Below are 18,228 nucleotides of genomic sequence, written 5' to 3'. Positions count from 1 at the left end.
TCAATGAACCTCGACCACGTCGCCCTGCAAACGCTGCAGGGCATCGGTTACCGGCTGGGGCAGCAACTGGCGCAGGCAGTTGTAGTGGCCGAAGCGGCAAGTACGGTCAAAGCACGGGCTGCAATCCAGGCCCAGGCGCACCACTTCGACCTTGTCGGCTAACGGCGGAGTGAAGCCTGGGGATGTGGAGCCGTACACGGCCACCAGCGGACGATTCAGCGCCGCCGCCACATGCATCAGGCCGGAGTCGTTGGACACCACCGAGTCGGCGCACGACAACAGGTCGATGGCCTCGGCCAGGGACGTGTCGCCACTGAGGTTCACCGCCTCTTCACGCAGGCCGGGGATCAAGCGCTGACGAATGTCTTCACCCACCGAATGATCGTTCTTGGAGCCGAACAACCACACCTGCCAGCCTTCGCGGATCTTGGTTTCGGCGACTTTGGCGTAATGCTCCGACGGCCAACGCTTGGACTCGCCAAATTCGGCGCCCGGGCACAAGGCCAATACGGGCCGATCCAGGGTCAGGCCGAACTTGGCCAGCGCCGCGTCGCGGGTCACCGGGTCGATCTGCAAGCTGGGGCGCGGGTACGGCTTGGGCAGTTCAGTGCCCGGCTCGTAGGCCAAAGCCATAAAGCGTTCGATCATCAACGGGTAACGGGCTTTATCCAGGGTGCGCACGTCGTTGAGCAGCACATAGCGAAACTCGCCGCGCCAGCCGGTGCGCTTGGGGATACCGGCAAAGTACGGCACCAGCGCCGACTTCAGCGAGTTAGGCAGCAGGATCGCCTGGTCGTACTGGCCCGCCATGGACTTGCCGATACGTCGGCGAGTCGCCAGCTCGAGGGCGCCGTGGCCGAGCGGGAAGCTCAAGGCCTTACGCACCTCTGGCATGCGCTCGAGGATCGGCCGGCTCCACTCAGGGGCGAGCACGTCGATCTGGCAGTCTGGATAGCGCAGGCGCAGGCACTGAAACAGTGTCTGTGCCATCACCATGTCACCGACCCAACTGGGCCCAACGATCAGAATATTCATGTAGTTTCCACAAACGATGCGGGGAGGCCTATGCCTCCCCGCATCGATAATAACTGTAGATCGCGGTGCGCCAGGGAGCATCTTTATGTGGGAGCTGGCTTGCCTGCGATCGCATCACCTCGGTATCCCTGATAAACCGAGGCGCCTGCATCGCGGGCAAGCCCGGCTCCCACATTAATCCGCATCCCATATAAAAATTGGCGTCGCCAATCAGTCGAGTTTCAATTTAAGCCCAGCGCCTGCCAGATTCGCATCACCTGTCGCCGCTCGTCGGCGAACTGGTCCCCGGCTACCGTACCGGCCTCGTTCTGCAAAGCCTGGCGGTGCGCGGCTGAGCGATAAGCCTTGTACACTTCACGCAGCAAATGGGCATCGGCGGCGGGCATCAGCCCGACCTGCTCCAGGCCCTCCAAAATGCGGATATTGTCGGTGTAGCGCAGCAACGATGGATGTTGCGCAGACCACGCCAAAGCCGCGTATTGCACCATAAATTCAATATCGACGATACCTCCGGCGTCCTGCTTGAGGTCGAACAGCGCCGTGGCCTCGAAGGCATTGGCGCCCCTGCCGGCAGTCGTGGCCTTGGTGCCCAGGTTGTCACGCATCTTGGCACGCATCTCGCTGACCTCCTGGCGCAGCTTCTCCAAGTCCCGCTCACGCCCCAACACGTTAGCCCGTACCTGCTCGAACGCCTGGCCCACATCCTGGCTGCCCACCAGTACCCGCGCACGGATCAGGGCCTGATGTTCCCAGGTCCAGGCTTCATTTTGTTGATAGCGATCAAACGCCCCCAGGGAACTCACCAACAAGCCCGATGCGCCGGAAGGTCGCAGGCGCATGTCCACTTCATACAGCTGGCCGGAGTTGGTCTGGGTGGTCAGCAGGTGAATGATGCGCTGGCCCAGGCGTGTAAAGAATTGTGCGCCATCGATCGGCTTGGCACCGTCCGTCTCGGCCTGGGGGTCGCCGTCATGGATAAACACCAGGTCCAGGTCCGAACCATGCCCCAGTTCGATGCCGCCGACTTTCCCATAACCGACAATGATGAACCCAGGATCGCACAGGGTGCCGTCCAGGCGCTGCGGCGAGCCGTGGCGGGCGACGGTCTGGCGCCAGGCCAGGGCCAGCACTTGTTCAAGAATGGCTTCGGCCAGCCAGGTGAGGTAGTCGCTGACCTTCATCAACGGCAGGCTGCCAGCGATTTCGGAAGCGGCCACCCGCAGGCGGTGCGCCAGTTTGAAATGGCGCAAGGCTTCCATCTGCTGCTCAAGGTCATCTTCGGGAATGCGCGTGAGGCGCTCGCGCAACTCAGCGGCCAGCTCCGGCGCCAGCGGCGGCTTGAACAAGCGGCCTTCGTTGAGCAATTCATCCAGCAACAGCGGGAAACGGGTGATCTGTTCGGCGATCCACGGGCTGGCTGCGCACAATGTCAGCAGGCGACGCAGGGCGTCGGGGTTCTCGGTCAGCAACACCAGGTAGGCCGAACGCCGGGCCACGGCTTCCACCAGCGGCAACACGCGCTCCAGCACCAGGTCTGGGTTGGCATGTTCAACGGCCTGGGCCAGCAGGCGTGGGATGAACGCATCCAGGCGCTCACGCCCCAGGCGCTGCATGGCGCGCAACTGCGGGCTGGCGCGCAGGCTGGCCAAGGCCTTGAGGGCCTTGGGGGCATCGGCGAAACCGCCTTCACTCAGTTGGCGGCACGCGGCATCGTCATCCTGGGATTCCTCCCACAGTGGCAACCATTCACCGCCGACCACCAATTCGCTTTCTTCGCCCTCTTCTTCATCAGGGTCGGCAATCACTTGGCGAAAGTGCCAGTCCACACGGCCACGCCAGTACATCAGGCGCTCATGGAACGCGGCCCAGTCACTAAAGCCCAGCATAAAGGCAATGCGCGCCTGGTCTTCGGGGCTGTCCGGCAGCATTTGCGTCTGGCGGTCGGCAATCGCCTGGATCGCATGTTCGGTGTAGCGCAGGAACTCGTAACCGCTGCGCAGCTCGCTGATCACCGCCGCGGGCAAATAACCCTGGCCTTCCAGCGTGCCCAGCACGTTCAACAGCGGGCGTTGCTGCAGGCTGAGGTCGCGGCCGCCATGGATCAGCTGGAATGCCTGGGCGATAAATTCCACCTCACGAATGCCGCCCGCGCCCAGCTTGATATTGTCGGCCATGCCCTTGCGCCGCACTTCCTGCTGGATCAGTTGCTTCATGGTGCGCAGCGCTTCGATGGCCGAGAAGTCCAGATAACGGCGATAGACAAACGGGCGCAGCATGTCGAGCAGTTGCGCGCCAGCCGCCTGGTCCCCGGCCACCACCCGCGCCTTGATCATGGCGTAGCGCTCCCAGTCCCGGCCCTGGTCCTGGTAGTACTGCTCCAGCGCGTTGAAGCTGAGCACCAGGGCGCCGGCCGAACCGTAGGGACGCAGGCGCATGTCGACGCGGAAGACAAAACCGTCGACGGTCATCGGGTCCAGGGCCTTGATCAGTTTTTGACCCAGGCGAATAAAGAACTCCTGATTATCCAGGGCGCGCTTCACGCCCACCGTCTCGCCGCCTTCGGGGTAGGCGAAGATCAGGTCGATATCCGACGACAGGTTCAGCTCCACCGCACCGAGCTTGCCCATGCCGAGGATGACCATGTGCTGCGCCTCGCCACTGCGTGCGCCGGTCGGCGTGCCGAACTGGGCGCAGTGGCGCTGGTACAGCCATTGATAGGCCTGGTCGATGCAGGCGTCGGCCATGTCGGACAGATCGCGACAGGTTTGCACCAGGTCGGCCTGGCGTGTGAGGTCGCGCCAGATGATGCGCACCTGCTGGCGCGTGCGTTGGCGGCGTAGCGCACGGCCCAGTTCATCTTCTGTTTCGGCCTGTTGCACGGCACCGGCTATCTGGCTGCACAGCTCGCCGGGCGCAAAGCCGCGGTCCAGCTCGCCCCAGGCCACCAGCTCCAGCAACATCAAAGGGTCACGAACACTCTGTTCAATGACGAAATCACTGGCGGCGCACACGCGGGCGAAGTCGGCCCACCGTTGCGGCGTCCACGCAGAAAGGCCATGATCGTCATCCAGCGCGGCCACCGCGTCACGAAATGACTGTTCGGCCCGGTTGGCGTAAGGCAACAGAATGGCCGGCAGTTCGGCCAGCGTTGGAAGGCTCATGGTCTATCCTTGATCGGCGTGTAAATGGCGTGTAGTTGTGAAGGCAAGAGCCATGCTCGGTGAAGGACTGTCGAACAAAGGTTAGAAATAGCTGAAATTAAATTAATCTTGGCAGGCAACATCAAAGTTTCACCTTTTCTTGTTCGCAATAGACCAACAATAACGATTATGCTCACCAGCAAGACCGAGCCATACGCTCAGTCTTGTGTAGTTTTACTACTCGTATATACATTCGAAAGGCTGAAATGGCCGACGATTTGTAGTAAAACTACAGGACGCCGAAGCAACCTTCGGCCATCCAAGAATTTATGTCGTCTGCCCACAAGGCCAGTCGCAAACTTCAGGCAACCGATTCTGGTAGCCTTTCCGCCCTGGAGCAAGCCATGCAAGACCTCGATCCCGTCGAAACCCAGGAATGGCTGGACGCCCTGGAATCGGTTCTCGACAAAGAAGGCGAAGACCGTGCTCACTACCTGATGACCCGTATGGGCGAGCTCGCGACCCGCAGCGGCTCGCAACTGCCTTACGCCATCACTACGCCATACCGCAACACCATCCCCGTTACCCACGAAGCACGCATGCCTGGCGACCTATTCATGGAACGCCGCATTCGCTCGCTGGTACGTTGGAACGCCATGGCGATGGTAATGCGCACGAACTTGAAAGATTCGGACCTGGGCGGTCACATCTCCAGCTTCGCTTCCAGCGCAACCCTGTATGACATCGGCTTCAACTACTTCTTCCAGGCCCCGACCGACGAACACGGCGGCGACCTGATCTACTTCCAGGGCCACACCTCGCCAGGCGTCTACGCCCGTGCGTTCATGGAAGGTCGCATCAGCGAAGAACAAATGAACAACTTCCGCCAGGAAGTCGACGGTCAGGGCCTGTCGTCCTACCCGCACCCTTGGCTGATGCCTGATTTCTGGCAGTTCCCGACCGTTTCCATGGGTCTGGGCCCGATCCAGGCAATCTACCAGGCACGCTTCATGAAGTACCTGGAAGCCCGTGGCTTCATCCCTGAAGGCAAGCAGAAAGTCTGGTGCTTCCTCGGCGATGGCGAGTGCGACGAGCCGGAATCCCTGGGTGCCATTTCCCTGGCCGGCCGCGAGAAGCTCGACAACCTGATCTTCGTCATCAACTGCAACCTGCAGCGCCTCGACGGCCCGGTTCGCGGCAATGGCAAGATCATCCAGGAACTCGAAGGCGTGTTCCGCGGTGCTCAGTGGAACGTGACCAAAGTCATCTGGGGCCGCTTCTGGGACCCACTGCTGGCCAAGGACGTCGACGGTATCCTGCAGCGTCGCATGGACGAAGTCATCGACGGCGAGTACCAGAACTACAAAGCCAAAGACGGCGCGTTCGTCCGTGAGCACTTCTTCAACACGCCTGAACTCAAGGCGATGGTTGCCGACCTGTCCGACGACGAAATCTGGAAGCTCAACCGTGGCGGCCACGACCCGTACAAGGTCTACGCGGCGTACCACGAAGCGGTCAACCACAAAGAACAACCGACCGTCATCCTGGCCAAGACCATCAAGGGTTATGGCACTGGTGCCGGCGAAGCGAAGAACACCGCGCACAACACCAAGAAAGTCGATGTCGACAGCCTGAAGTTGTTCCGCGACCGCTTCGACATCCCGGTCAAGGACGAAGAGCTGGAGAACCTGCCGTTCTTCAAGCCAGAGCCAAACAGCGCCGAAGCCCGCTACCTGAGCGAGCGCCGCACTGCACTGGGCGGTTTCGTGCCACAGCGCCGCGCCAACAGCTTCAGCGTGCCGACGCCAGACCTGAGCACCCTCAAGGCTATCCTTGACGGCTCGGGCGACCGTGAAATCTCCACCACCATGGCCTTCGTGCGTATCCTCGCGCAATTGGTCAAGGACAAGGACATCGGCCCGCGCATCGTCCCGATCATCCCGGACGAAGCCCGTACCTTCGGTATGGAAGGCATGTTCCGTCAGTTGGGCATCTACTCCTCCGTCGGCCAGCTCTACGAGCCAGTCGATAAAGACCAGGTGATGTTCTACAAGGAAGACAAGAAGGGCCAGATCCTCGAAGAAGGCATCAACGAAGCGGGCGCCATGAGCTCCTTCATCGCTGCCGGTACTTCGTACTCCAGCCACAACCAGCCAATGCTGCCGTTCTACATCTTCTACTCGATGTTCGGCTTCCAGCGTATCGGCGACCTGGCCTGGGCAGCAGGCGACAGCCGTACCCGTGGCTTCCTGATCGGCGGTACCGCCGGCCGCACCACGCTGAACGGCGAAGGCCTGCAACACGAAGACGGTCACAGCCACATCCTGGCTGCCACCATCCCGAACTGCCGCACCTTTGATCCAACCTACGGCTATGAGCTGGCGGTGATCATCCAGGACGGCATGAAGAAGATGACCGAAGAGCAGCAGGACGTTTTCTACTACATCACCGTGATGAACGAGTCCTACCAGCAGCCAGCCATGCCGGCCGGTGTGGAAGAAGGCATCATCAAGGGCATGTACCTGCTCGAAGAAGACACCAAGGAAGCGGCGCACCACGTACAGCTGATGGGCTCCGGCACCATCCTGCGTGAAGTGCGTGAAGCGGCGAAGATCCTGCGCGACGAGTTCAACGTCGGTGCCGACGTATGGAGCGTCACCAGCTTCAACGAACTGCGCCGCGACGGCCTGGCCGTGGAGCGCAGCAACCGTCTGCACCCTGGCCAGAAGCCAGCCAAGAGCTACGTCGAAGAGTGCCTGGCCGGCCGTAAGGGTCCAGTCATTGCCTCTACCGACTACATGAAACTGTTTGCTGAACAAATTCGCCAGTGGGTCCCGTCCAAGGAATTCAAAGTCCTGGGCACCGATGGTTTCGGCCGCAGTGACAGCCGCAAGAAGCTGCGTCACTTCTTCGAAGTCGACCGTCACTTCGTGGTGTTGGCAGCCCTGGAAGCCTTGGCTGACCGTGGTGAGATCGAACCCAAGGTGGTGGCTGACGCTATCGTCAAGTTCGGGATCAACCCGGAAAAACGCAACCCACTGGACTGCTGAGGAGATTTTTTGTGAGCGAACTCATTCGCGTACCTGACATCGGCAGCGGTGAAGGTGAAGTAATCGAGCTGTTTGTGAAGGTCGGCGACACCGTCGAAGCCGACCAGAGCATCCTGACCCTGGAGTCGGACAAAGCGAGCATGGAAATCCCTGCTCCCAAGGCCGGCGTGGTCAAGAGCCTGAAAGTGAAGCTGGGCGACCGCCTGAAAGAAGGCGACGAACTGCTGGAACTGGAAATCGAAGGCGCTGCTGATGCAGCCCCTGCGGCCGCGGCTCCGGCCGCCGCTGCACCTGCACCTGCTGCTGAAAAGCCTGCCGCTGCCGAGGCTGCTCCAGCCCCGGCCGCCGCACCTGCCGCCGCGACCGTCCAGGACATTCACGTCCCGGACATCGGCTCGTCGGGCAAGGCCAAGATCATCGAGCTGCTGGTCAAGGTCGGCGACACCGTCGAAGCCGACCAGTCGCTGATCACCCTGGAGTCCGACAAGGCCTCCATGGAGATCCCATCGCCGGCTGCCGGCGTAGTGGAAAGCATCGCGGTCAAGCTGGAAGACGAAGTCGGCACCGGTGACTTCATCCTCAAGCTCAAAGTACAAGGTGCTGCGCCAGCCGCCGCACCAGCACCGGCTGCTGCTCCGGCGGCCAAGGCTGAAGCGGCACCTGCCGCTGCTGCCCCTGCGCCGGCCGCAAAAGCCGAAGCTGCGCCCGCCCCTGCGGCGGCTGCACCTGCGCCAAGCGGTGCCAAGGTTCACGCCGGCCCAGCCGTGCGTCAGTTGGCCCGTGAATTCGGCGTCGAGCTGAGCGCTGTTGCAGCCAGCGGCCCGCACGGCCGTGTGCTGAAGGAAGACGTGCAGGTTTACGTCAAAACCATGATGCAAAAAGCCAAGGAAGCTCCGGCTGCCGGCGGCGCTACCGGTGGTTCGGGCATTCCGCCGATCCGTACCGTGGACTTCAGCCGCTTCGGCGAAACCGAAGAAGTGCCGATGACCCGCCTGATGCAAATCGGCGCGGCAGGCCTGCATGCCAGCTGGTTGAACATCCCGCACGTGACCCAATTCGACCAGGCCGATATCACCGACCTGGAAGCGTTCCGCGTTGCGCAGAAAGCCGTGGCCGAGAAGGCCGGCGTGAAGCTGACCGTACTGCCACTGCTGCTCAAGGCCTGTGCACACCTGCTCAAGGAACTGCCGGACTTCAACAGCTCGCTGGCGCCAAGCGGCAAGGCGATCATTCGCAAGAAGTACGTGCACATCGGCTTTGCGGTCGACACCCCGGATGGCCTGCTGGTACCGGTCATCAAGAACGTCGACCAGAAGAGCCTGCTGCAGCTCGCTGGCGAAGCGGCTGCGCTGGCTGCCAAGGCCCGCGACAAGAAGCTCACCCCCGACGACATGCAGGGCGCCTGCTTCACCATCTCCAGCCTCGGCCACATTGGCGGTACTGGCTTCACGCCAATCGTCAACGCGCCGGAAGTGGCGATCCTGGGTGTGTCCAAGGCCACCATCCAGCCTGTGTGGGACGGTAAAGCGTTCCAACCCAAGCTGATGCTGCCACTGTCGCTGTCCTACGATCACCGCGTGATCAACGGCGCCGCGGCTGCGCGCTTCACCCAGCGCCTGAGCCAGTTGCTGAACGACATCCGCACCATCCTGCTGTAAGTCGCAGGGCCTTCCTGTTACCGGGAAGGTCCTTGCCACACCGATTTCCGAGCGCCACGCTCGTACCTCAACCCCGCCACTTGGCGGGGCTTTTTTTGCCTGTGTTTTTGTAGACGCGAGCTTGCTCGCGAAGATCGTCAACGATGACGCGGGTCTTCTGGATAAACGCGGTGCCCTGGCGTTTTTCGCGAGCAAGAACTAGGCGTCCCCCTCGCTCCTACAGAGAACAGGCGTGAACCATCGATCACCCCAATTACAGAAATCCCTCGCGCGGCCGATAACAGGCTTATAGCACTTAGCCTTCATCCTCTCTTGTCACTGCGTCCTGCATGATGCAACCTTGCCGCAGTCGACAGTCAAGAGGGCGTGAGCCCAGCGCAGTGCGCATTTTCCCAAGCGAGTTTCCCCATGAAAAGCCAACCCGATGTCGCCCGTATGGCGGCCGAGGTAGTGACGCAATTACCGGTGCCTTCGCGCCTCGGTATGCTGCGTTTCGAGCGGCTTAATGAGGCAAGCTGGGCCCTGCTCTACCTCGATCCCAATTGCGAACGCCAGTTCGGCCTGCCGGCGGTTGAACTCTGCGCCTTGATCGGCACGCCCTACGCCAGCCTGATGGAACCCCAGGCGCGCTACCAGTTGCACGATGCGATCCAGCAACAACTGGCCCACAGCCCCCATTATCTGGTGCGCTATACCCTGCACACCCATGACGGCCCGCTGAGCGTGCTGGAAATGGGCGAGGCCTACAAACAACACAACCGCCACCTGGTGCGCGGCTACCTGATGGTGGTCGAGGGGCTGTTCAGCGAGAACAGCGCACCCGCCCCGACGGTCGACCTGGAAAACCAGAACAGCCGCCTGCAAATTGCCCTGGAGCTCAATCAGCGAGCACAGCAGGAACAGTTGCAGCATCTGGAGCGAGTGCGCGCCCAGCAAGAACTGATCCTGCTGCTGGCGCGCCAACGCTACACCACGCCAAACTCCCTGCAAGAAGCCGCTGAACTGATCACGCGCAGCGCCTGCGACATTTACCAGATCGACTGCGCCAGCATCTGGAACCTCGAAGGCCATCACTTGGTACCGATCTCCGCCTATCACCGCGCCGATCAACAACACCACCTGCCTGAAGCCATCGATGCCAGCGGCTTCCCGGATTACCTGGAAGCCCTGCACTCCAGCCGCGCCATCGACGCCACCCACGCCATGCGCGACCCACGCACCCGGGAAATGGCTGAAAGCCTGCGCGCCAAGGACATCCACGCGATGCTCGACGCCAGCATCCGTGTCGACGGCCAGGTGGTCGGCGTGCTGTGCCTGGAACAAGGTGGCAGCCCGCGCGCCTGGCAGTCCGATGAAATCGCGTTCGCCGGCGAGTTGGCAGACCAGTTCGCCCAGGTCATCAACAACCACAACCGCCGCACTGCCACCAGCGCCTTGCACCTGTTCCAGCGCGCGGTAGAGCAAAGCGCCAACGCGTTCTTGCTGGTCAATTGCGACGGCGTGGTGGAGTACGTCAACCCCAGCTTCACCGCGATCACCCAGTACAGCGCCGAAGAAGTCCACGGCCATCGCCTGGCCCAACTGCCAGCCCTGGAGAACCTCAGCGAATTGCTGTTCGACGCGCCCTCGGCCCTGGCCAAAAGCAACAGCTGGCAAGGCGAGTTCAAGAGCCGCCGCAAGAACCTGGAACCCTACTGGGGCCAGCTGTCGATTTCCAAAGTGTATGGCGACAACCGCGAGTTGACCCACTACATCGGCATCTACGAAGACATCACCCAGACCAAGCTGGCGCAGCAGCGCATCGAACGCCTGGCCTACACCGACAACCTGACCAACCTGGGCAATCGCCCCGCGTTCATTCGCAACCTCGACGAGCGCTTTGCCCGCGACAGCGACAGCCCGATCAGCCTGCTGTTGGTGGACATCGACAACTTCAAGCGCATCAACGACAGCCTCGGCCACCAGACCGGCGACAAGTTGCTGATCAGCCTGGCGCGCCGCCTGCGCAACAGCTTGAGCAGCGGCGGCAGCCTGGCGCGTTTTGCCAGCAACGAATTCGCGGTGCTGTTGGACGACGCCGACCTTGAGACCGGCCAGCAGGTGGCCAGCCAGTTGCTGACCACCCTCGACAAGCCGATGTTCGTCGACAACCAATTGATCAGCGTCACCGGCTCCGTGGGCCTGGCCTGTGCGCCGCTGCATGGTCGCGACCCACAGACCTTGATGCGCAACGCCGGCCTGGCCCTGCACAAGGCCAAGGCCAACGGTAAACACCAGGTGCAGGTGTTCACCGAAGCCCTGAATGCCGAGGCCAGCTACAAGCTGTTCGTGGAAAACAATCTGCGCCGTGCCCTGACCCAGAACGAGCTGGACGTGTTCTACCAGCCCAAGCTATGCCTGCGCAGCGGTCGCCTGCTGGGCATGGAAGCACTGTTGCGCTGGAACCACCCGGAAAAAGGCATGATCCGCCCCGACCAGTTCATCAGCGTGGCTGAAGAAACCGGGCTGATCATCCCCATCGGTAAATGGATCGCGCGCCAGGCCTGCCGCATGAGCCGCCAATTGACGGCCGCAGGCCTGGGCAACTTGCAGGTGGCCATCAACCTGTCGCCCAAGCAATTCTCCGACCCGGACCTGGTGGCCTCGATTGCCACCATCCTCAAGGAGGAACAGCTGCCGGCCAACCTGCTGGAGCTGGAGCTGACCGAAGGCTTGCTGCTGGAAGCCACCGAAGATACGCGCCTGCAACTGGACCAGCTCAAGAGCTTTGGCCTGACCCTGGCGATGGACGACTTCGGTACCGGTTACTCGTCGCTGAGCTACTTGAAAAAATTCCCCATCGACATCATTAAGATTGATCGCAGCTTTATCCATGAAATCCCGGACAACCAGGACGACATGGAAATCACCTCGGCGGTGATCGCCATGGCCCACAACCTCAAACTCAAGGTCGTGGCCGAAGGCATCGAAACCGCTGAGCAGTTGGCGTTCCTGCGCCGGCACCGTTGCGACGTGGGCCAGGGCTACCTGTTCGACCGCCCGATCCCGGGTGCCGAGCTGATGCAGAGGCTTAAACGCTACCCGCGCGGGCCAATCGCCTGACAGCGCTGTAACACTCGGGCACACTGGCTGTCTGACAATTTACTGTTACTCAACCTGACGAGAGGACTGATCATGGTCTTGCGCTCGGAAATTCTGGTGAACAAAAACGTGCTGCCTACTCAAGAACAAGCGTTGCCTGGTCGTGAAACCCCGATGAAGTTGCCCGAGACGCACTTCGTCAACGGCAACCCACTGCTGGGCCCGTTCCTGGATGACGTCGGCTTTGCGATCTTCGGCCTGGGCTGCTTCTGGGGCGCAGAACGCAAGTTCTGGCAGCGCGACGGCGTGGTCAGCACCGTGGTCGGCTACGCCGGCGGCTTCACGCCTAACCCGACTTACGAAGAAGTCTGCTCGGGCCTGACCGGCCATAGCGAAGTGGTGCTGGTGGTGTATGACCAGGCCAAGGTGAAATACGAAGACCTGTTGAAGATGTTCTGGGAACTGCACAACCCGACCCAGGGCATGCGCCAGGGCAACGACATCGGCAGCCAGTACCGCTCGGTGATCTACGCCACCACGCCGGAGCAATTGGCGGCGGCCAAAGCCAGTGCCGAGGCTTATCAGCAAGAGCTGAGCAAGGCCGGCCTGGGTGAGATCACCACAGAAATCGAAGAGGCCCCGACGGTGTACTTCGCCGAGGCGTATCACCAGCAGTACCTGGCGAAGAATCCCCAGGGTTACTGTGGGATCGGCGGCACTGGCGTGACCTGCCCGATCTAGGAAGCTACACAAACCAAAATGTGGGAGCGGGCTTGCTCGCGAAAGCGGTATATCAGTCAGCAAATTCAGTGACTGACACTCCGCTTTCGCGAGCAAGCCCGCTCCCACATTGGGTCCTGCGTTTGGATTGAGATCGGTTATTCGGCGATCAGCCAATCCATCTGCCAGCCACCCTGGGTCTGGCCCAGTTGCTTGGACAACCATGGCAGCAACTCACGCAATTCCTCTTCCAGGCCCCACGGCGGGTTGGCAATCGCCAGGCCCGAGCCGGTGAGGGTGTTGGGCGTGTCCAGCGGATGCACCAGCAACTCCACACGCAGCAGCTTCGGCGCACCGGTACCGGCCAGGTCCTGGTAGAAACGGCGCAACATGCGCTGGTCTTTCACCGGGTACCAGATCGCCGCGACCGTCTGGCGCATACGGCTGACGGCTTCCTTGAGGGACGCCGCGCAACGCTGCATTTCGTCGAGTTTTTCAAACGGCGGGTCGATCAGCATCAGCCCGCGCTTTTCCGGCACCGGCAGCAAGGCCCGTGGCACATGCCAGCCCTCGCCCAGATGCACTTTGACGCGGCGATCACCCTTCATGTTGTCCTTGAGCAGCACGCCATCTTCCGGGTGCTTCTCATTGAGCAGCACACGGTCCTGGGGCCGTGTGAGGCGGCGCGCCAGTTCCGGCGAGCCCGGGTAGTAGCGCAACTGGCCATCCGGGTTCATCTCGTGCAGCACGCGCATGTAGTCGGCGGTGAGCGGAGGCAGGTCGCTTGCGCCCCACAGGCGGGCGATGCCTTCCAGGTACTCACCGGTGCGGTTGGCCTGGTCGCCCTGCAAGTCGTACAAGCCAATGCCTGCGTGAGTGTCGAGGTAGGCGAACGGCTGTTCCTTGCGCGACATCAGGGCGATGAGGCGGGTCAAGGTCAGGTGTTTGAAGACATCGGCGTGGTTGCCGGCGTGAAAGGCGTGACGATAATTCATGGTTGCTCCTGCGCAGGGGGCGAAGTTTACCTCCTACCGACGCAAAGGTGCAGGGCCGCACGGCAGGCGGCACGGATGTCACGCTATCGCCAGGGGCTCAACTGAGTTGCGAGGCAAGGTAATCAGCCAATGCGCCATGGCTGACTTGCGGCCTGCGTACGAAGTAGGCGACCTTGTGCTGCAAGGTCGCTGGCGTAAACGCGGTGTAGAGGTCAGGGCGCTGTTCCTGGAGCCATTGCAACAGGTTGTCGACCAGCACCTGCGGTGACTGCTGGGCCATATGCATCAGCAACGATGCCGGTACCTGCCACCACGGACTGGTTGGGGCCGCAGTGACTGATTTGGGCGCCACCGACAGCGGTTGGCCGTTGACCAGGTAGCGCTGGAACACCGGCAACACGCGCGCCGCCTCGTCGCCTAATGACTGCAACATCGGCAAAAGGTGCGCGCCGTCCCAGAAGCGCAAAAACACCGGCTGGCTTTCCGGCAGGTACACCTGGGTCAACCCCTTCAAATGCGCGATCACCACCTCCAGCGGGCTGGATGAGACCGCCAGCCAGCCCCAATCCGCCGCTTGGGTGGTGGCTATCCACTCGAGAAAAGCACTGCTCGGCTCAACGACGCCAACGTAGGGCATGACCTCATCCCAGTCAGCGTAGGCCGTGCCCACCCAGATCGGTCGCGGCATCTTCCCCGCAGCCGTGCCTTGCCAGGTGGCGAGCGGCTTGGCGTCGCTGGCATTGCCCAGCACGGCGTACAGCTGTTCATCTGGCTGCAACGGGTAGTGCGCCAGCCAGGCATTGGGCGTCAAGGGCGCGGGCATCAGGACGCACTCCGTGCATGGGCGCCGATGTCACACTGGCCGTTCTTGCAGCGCTCGCATTCTTCGCAGAACGGCGCGCTGCGTTTCAGGCTGACCACTTGTGCGCGGCTTAACGGCGCGGGAACCACGGTCAATAAAGTCTCGTTCAATCCAGGCATCAACGGTGCAGGTGTCGGAGCAGGCGCGCTGCCGAGCTGGATCGGCACACTGCTGAATATCCCGCCCGCTGACAACGTGATCGACTGCCCACCCGCCTGGATCGTCACGCTGGCACCCGCATCAATAATGATGTTTTGTCCGGCCCCCAACGCAATGGTCTGCCCGGCACGCATGTGCTGCGAACCGCCAACCACCAGATGGTCATCCTGCTTGAGCTGCGTCAAACGGTTGCCGTGGGTGATGCGCTGCTCTTCGCCCCGCAGCTCATGGCGCGACTCGCCGCCCACCTGCACGCGACGCTGGTTATCGACCTGTACCTGCTGGTCGTGCAACACATGCTGGGTCCAGTCCCGCTGGGCGCGCAGGTAGATTTCCTCAGCGCCCTTGCGGTCCTCGATACGCAGTTCGTTGTAGCCACCACCGCCAGGGCTGCTCTGGCTACGCCAGAGACTGCGGGTCTTGTCTGCGGGCAGGTCGAGGGGCACTGGCGTGGCGGCGTTGGGCAGGCACCCCACCACCAGCGGCATGTCCATGTCGCCATTGACGAACCCCACCAGCACCTCCATACCGACCCGGGGGATCAGCACCACGCCATAACGGTCATGGGCCCAGCCGCTGGCTACCCGCAGCCAGCAACTGGAATGGTCGTTGTGCTCACCGACACGATCCCAGGCCAGTTGCACCTTGACCCGGCCGTACTCGTCACAGTGGACCTCACTGTCAACCGGGCCGGTAACCACCGCGCTTTGATACCCCGACACCGTCGGGCGCGGCTGCTCTGGCAAGGGCGGACGAAACACCGCCTCCCATGGCGCGGCGACAAATGTGTTGCGATACCCCTGGCGCAGCTCCCCACCCTCTTCCTCGGTAACCGCCTCCTCCAGCACCTGGGGTTGTTTGCCTTCATGGCGCACCTGCGTCACCAGCCACAAATCATTCCAGTCCTCGCGGGGGTGCTCGCGCAACTGCAAAAACCGGCCACTGGCCAATGCCGGCTCATCGCCCTGGCCATGGGCACTGCGGTAGTCGCTGCGGTGCCGCTCCAAGCCACGCTGGGCGAGGTATCGGCCATGGGCTCGGTCGGAAAAATTGCCGGGGTAGTGCTGCGCTTCAAGCTTGGGCAAAGACTCATCGACGGCTGCGCTTTCCAGCTCGACATGGGGTTTGCGAAAGTCGTAATCACGCAGGTTCAACGCCGTGGTCCGGGTCGCCAATTGCAAGGTGAAGCGCTTGATCCCAGGGGTATCGGCCACCATTCCCGAACCTGGCCGGTAAGGCGTGGGCTGATCCATCTGGGCAAACACCGTCTGGTCATCGCCAAACACCAGCAGATGCCCTTCGGGGGAATGCTGGAAGTGATAGTGAATCCCCAGCTCGGCACACAGGCGCTGAATGAACGCCAGGTCGCTCTCGCCGAACTGCACGCAATATTCACGCTCCGGGTAATCACCGCTCAACCGGAACTCAAAGCGATCACTGTGAATCCCCTGCCCGGCCAGCACCTGAGCAACAATCTGCGGCACCGTCTTATGCTGAAAAATACGCTGATGGCTGCTGTGCGCCAGGTACGCCAGATGCGGCGCAAGACTGAGTTGGTAACGCGTCAAGCGCCGGCCCGAGTCGCCCTGGGCTACCCGATACACCAGGCCATGAACGCCATGCCCCTGATCATCGAAGCCCAAGTACACCTGGCGATGCAGCAAGCCCTCCAGATCGATATCCGGCTGCTCGCAGACCAGCTCAAGTTCAAACCGGTAAGGCTGGCTGATGGCCTCGGTGCCGTCGAACGCGAACACCTTGAAGTCACTGGGCGCCCCATCCAGGGCCAGGGTAAATGCAGGTTGGTTGGCAGGAGCGAACATCCGGTGTTTCTCTGCGAAGGGTGGGCGACCGATTCTGCACCAGCCGTTCGCCTGGCCGAGCGCTGCCTCGGCAAATAAGTAAGGTCCTACGTGAGCACCGCTGGAATCCACGGGCATCGGCGGCTATTGCACCAATCAGCCCACCAAAAAAAGGCCCAGCGTCCTTCGGACGTGGGCCTTTCTTGTTCGCTCAGCAGGCGTTAAACGCCCAGCGAATTACTTGTTCAAGTTGTAATCTTTTTCCGCCGCGTCAAAACGCTCGACCATACCCACCGTCGGTGCGCCCATCTTGCTCACGAAGTAGATCGCCAGGCTGGCGAAGATGAAGCCTGGGATGATTTCGTACAGGCCCAGCAATTCGAAGTGCTTCCACACGATCACGGTGATTGCGCCGACCAGGATGCCGGCCAGCGCGCCGTTGCGGGTCATGTGTTTCCAGATTACCGAGATCAGTACCACAGGGCCGAAGGCTGCACCGAAACCGGCCCAGGCGTAGCTGACCAGGCCCAGTACGCGGTTTTCCGGGTTGGCTGCCATGGCGATGGCGATCAAGGCCACGACCAGCACCATCAGGCGACCGACCCATACCAGTTCACGCTGGGACGCGCCCTTGCGCAGGAACGCCTTGTAGAAGTCTTCGGTCAGGGCGCTGGAGCACACCAGCAATTGGCAGCTCAGGGTGCTCATCACAGCCGCCAGAATGGCCGACAGCAACACACCGGCAACCCATGGGTTGAACAGGATTTTGGCCAGTTCGATAAACACACGCTCTGGGTTTTCAGTCACCGGGCCTGCTACTTCCGGGTGTGCCGAGAAGTAAGCGATACCGAAGAAGCCCACTGCCACGGTGCCGCCCAGGCACAGGATCATCCAGGTCATGGAAATACGACGCGCCTTGGCGATCGATTTCACCGAGTCCGCCGCCATGAAACGCGCAAGGATGTGCGGCTGGCCGAAGTAGCCCAGGCCCCAGCCCATCAGCGAAATAACGCCGATGAAGGTGGTGTTTTTCAGCATGTCGAAGCTGGTCGGGTCCTTGGCTTCAATGGCCAGGAAGGTGGTGTCTACGCCGCCGGTGGCCAGCAGCACGATGATCGGCGTAAGGATCAGCGCGAAGATCATCAGCGTGGCTTGTACGGTGTCGGTCCAACTGACTGCCAGGAAACCACCGATGAAGGTGTAGGCAATGGTCGCTGCAGCACCGGCCCACAGCGCGGTCTCGTAGGACATGCCGAAGGTGCTTTCGAACAGGCGGGCGCCGGCGACGATGCCGGAGGCGCAGTAGATGGTGAAGAACACCAGGATCACCACGGCGGAGATGATCCGCAGCAGGCCGCTCTTATCTTCGAAGCGGCTGGAGAAGTAATCCGGCAGGGTCAGGGCGTCGCCGTTGTGTTCGGTCTGCACCCGCAGGCGGCCGGCCACGAACAACCAGTTGAGGTAAGCACCGACGATCAGGCCGATGGCAATCCAGCTTTCCGACAGACCGGACATGTAGATCGCGCCCGGCAAGCCCATCAACAGCCAGCCACTCATGTCGGAAGCACCGGCGGACAAGGCTGTCACCACGCTACCGAGGCTGCGACCGCCCAGGATGTAATCGGAAAGGTTGTTGGTGGAGCGATAGGCCATCAGGCCGATCAGCACCATTGCTGCGATGTAGATCACGAACGTGATCAGGGTTGGATTGCTAACGCTCATAGGA

Annotated in this window: 10 protein-coding genes; 4 read left to right on the top strand and 6 right to left on the bottom strand. The window is 61.7% G+C overall.

The window, feature by feature from the left end:
* Both waaF and glnE read right to left on the bottom strand, forming a co-directional pair.
* Positions 1–1,035 carry a lipopolysaccharide heptosyltransferase II gene (gene waaF, locus AB4P90_RS03230; protein ID WP_019818313.1) on the bottom strand — a complete coding sequence of 345 codons (1,035 nt, stop codon included), beginning with the start codon at positions 1,033–1,035 and terminating at the stop codon, positions 1–3.
* Positions 1,036–1,256: 221 nt separating this feature from the next.
* Positions 1,257–4,196 (bottom strand): bifunctional [glutamate--ammonia ligase]-adenylyl-L-tyrosine phosphorylase/[glutamate--ammonia-ligase] adenylyltransferase, encoded by a 2,940-nt coding sequence (gene glnE / locus AB4P90_RS03225; protein WP_137270875.1) that lies wholly within the window; start codon positions 4,194–4,196, stop codon positions 1,257–1,259.
* A gap of 383 nt (positions 4,197–4,579) precedes the next feature.
* Between glnE and aceE the strand changes: the two genes are divergently transcribed.
* The 4 genes from aceE to msrA all read left to right on the top strand — a co-directional run bounded on the left by aceE (position 4,580) and on the right by msrA (position 12,705).
* Positions 4,580–7,225 (top strand): pyruvate dehydrogenase (acetyl-transferring), homodimeric type, encoded by a 2,646-nt coding sequence (aceE, locus tag AB4P90_RS03220; RefSeq protein WP_014716623.1) that lies wholly within the window; start codon positions 4,580–4,582, stop codon positions 7,223–7,225.
* An 11-nt stretch (positions 7,226–7,236) separates the two neighbouring features.
* A complete protein-coding gene (aceF, locus tag AB4P90_RS03215; RefSeq protein WP_014716622.1) occupies positions 7,237–8,883 on the top strand; it encodes a dihydrolipoyllysine-residue acetyltransferase in 1,647 nt (548 codons plus the stop codon).
* Positions 8,884–9,291: 408 nt separating this feature from the next.
* Positions 9,292–11,985: a bifunctional diguanylate cyclase/phosphodiesterase gene (locus AB4P90_RS03210; RefSeq protein ID WP_020301653.1), complete on the top strand. Its 2,694-nt coding sequence runs from the start codon at positions 9,292–9,294 to the stop codon at positions 11,983–11,985.
* A 72-nt stretch (positions 11,986–12,057) separates the two neighbouring features.
* Entirely contained in the window at positions 12,058–12,705 is a 648-nt protein-coding gene (gene msrA, locus AB4P90_RS03205; RefSeq protein WP_014716620.1) for a peptide-methionine (S)-S-oxide reductase MsrA, read from the top strand.
* Positions 12,706–12,842: 137 nt separating this feature from the next.
* On the opposite strand, the gene AB4P90_RS03200 is transcribed toward msrA, so the two are convergent.
* From AB4P90_RS03200 to putP, 4 genes are all read right to left on the bottom strand, one after another.
* Positions 12,843–13,679 carry a 23S rRNA (adenine(2030)-N(6))-methyltransferase RlmJ gene (locus AB4P90_RS03200; protein WP_014716619.1) on the bottom strand — a complete coding sequence of 279 codons (837 nt, stop codon included), beginning with the start codon at positions 13,677–13,679 and terminating at the stop codon, positions 12,843–12,845.
* Between the two features lie 97 nt (positions 13,680–13,776).
* Complete coding sequence (locus AB4P90_RS03195; RefSeq protein WP_395605656.1) at positions 13,777–14,502, bottom strand: DUF4123 domain-containing protein; 726 nt, start codon at positions 14,500–14,502, stop codon at positions 13,777–13,779.
* Positions 14,502–16,523, bottom strand: a complete 2,022-nt coding sequence (gene tssI / locus AB4P90_RS03190; protein ID WP_395605655.1) for a type VI secretion system tip protein TssI/VgrG — start codon at positions 16,521–16,523, stop codon at positions 14,502–14,504. The genes AB4P90_RS03195 and tssI overlap by 1 nt, the downstream gene beginning before the upstream one ends.
* Before the next feature lie 216 nt (positions 16,524–16,739).
* Positions 16,740–18,224 carry a sodium/proline symporter PutP gene (gene putP, locus AB4P90_RS03185; protein WP_014716616.1) on the bottom strand — a complete coding sequence of 495 codons (1,485 nt, stop codon included), beginning with the start codon at positions 18,222–18,224 and terminating at the stop codon, positions 16,740–16,742.
* Positions 18,225–18,228: the final 4 nt, after the last annotated feature.

The sequence above is a fragment of the Pseudomonas sp. B16120 genome, assembly GCF_044218845.1.
Classification (GTDB): Bacteria; Pseudomonadota; Gammaproteobacteria; order Pseudomonadales; family Pseudomonadaceae; genus Aquipseudomonas; species Aquipseudomonas paracarnis.
This window is presented reverse-complemented; position numbering and strand designations above follow the sequence as displayed.

Coding starts and splice junctions, on each gene's coding strand:
- waaF (WP_019818313.1), bottom strand. CDS start 1,035: ATGAATATTCTGATCGTTGGGCCCAGTTGGGTCGGTGACATGGTGATG.
- glnE (WP_137270875.1), bottom strand. CDS start 4,196: ATGAGCCTTCCAACGCTGGCCGAACTGCCGGCCATTCTGTTGCCTTAC.
- aceE (WP_014716623.1), top strand. CDS start 4,580: ATGCAAGACCTCGATCCCGTCGAAACCCAGGAATGGCTGGACGCCCTG.
- AB4P90_RS03210 (WP_020301653.1), top strand. CDS start 9,292: ATGAAAAGCCAACCCGATGTCGCCCGTATGGCGGCCGAGGTAGTGACG.
- msrA (WP_014716620.1), top strand. CDS start 12,058: ATGGTCTTGCGCTCGGAAATTCTGGTGAACAAAAACGTGCTGCCTACT.
- AB4P90_RS03200 (WP_014716619.1), bottom strand. CDS start 13,679: ATGAATTATCGTCACGCCTTTCACGCCGGCAACCACGCCGATGTCTTC.
- AB4P90_RS03195 (WP_395605656.1), bottom strand. CDS start 14,502: ATGCCCGCGCCCTTGACGCCCAATGCCTGGCTGGCGCACTACCCGTTG.
- tssI (WP_395605655.1), bottom strand. CDS start 16,523: ATGTTCGCTCCTGCCAACCAACCTGCATTTACCCTGGCCCTGGATGGG.
- putP (WP_014716616.1), bottom strand. CDS start 18,224: ATGAGCGTTAGCAATCCAACCCTGATCACGTTCGTGATCTACATCGCA.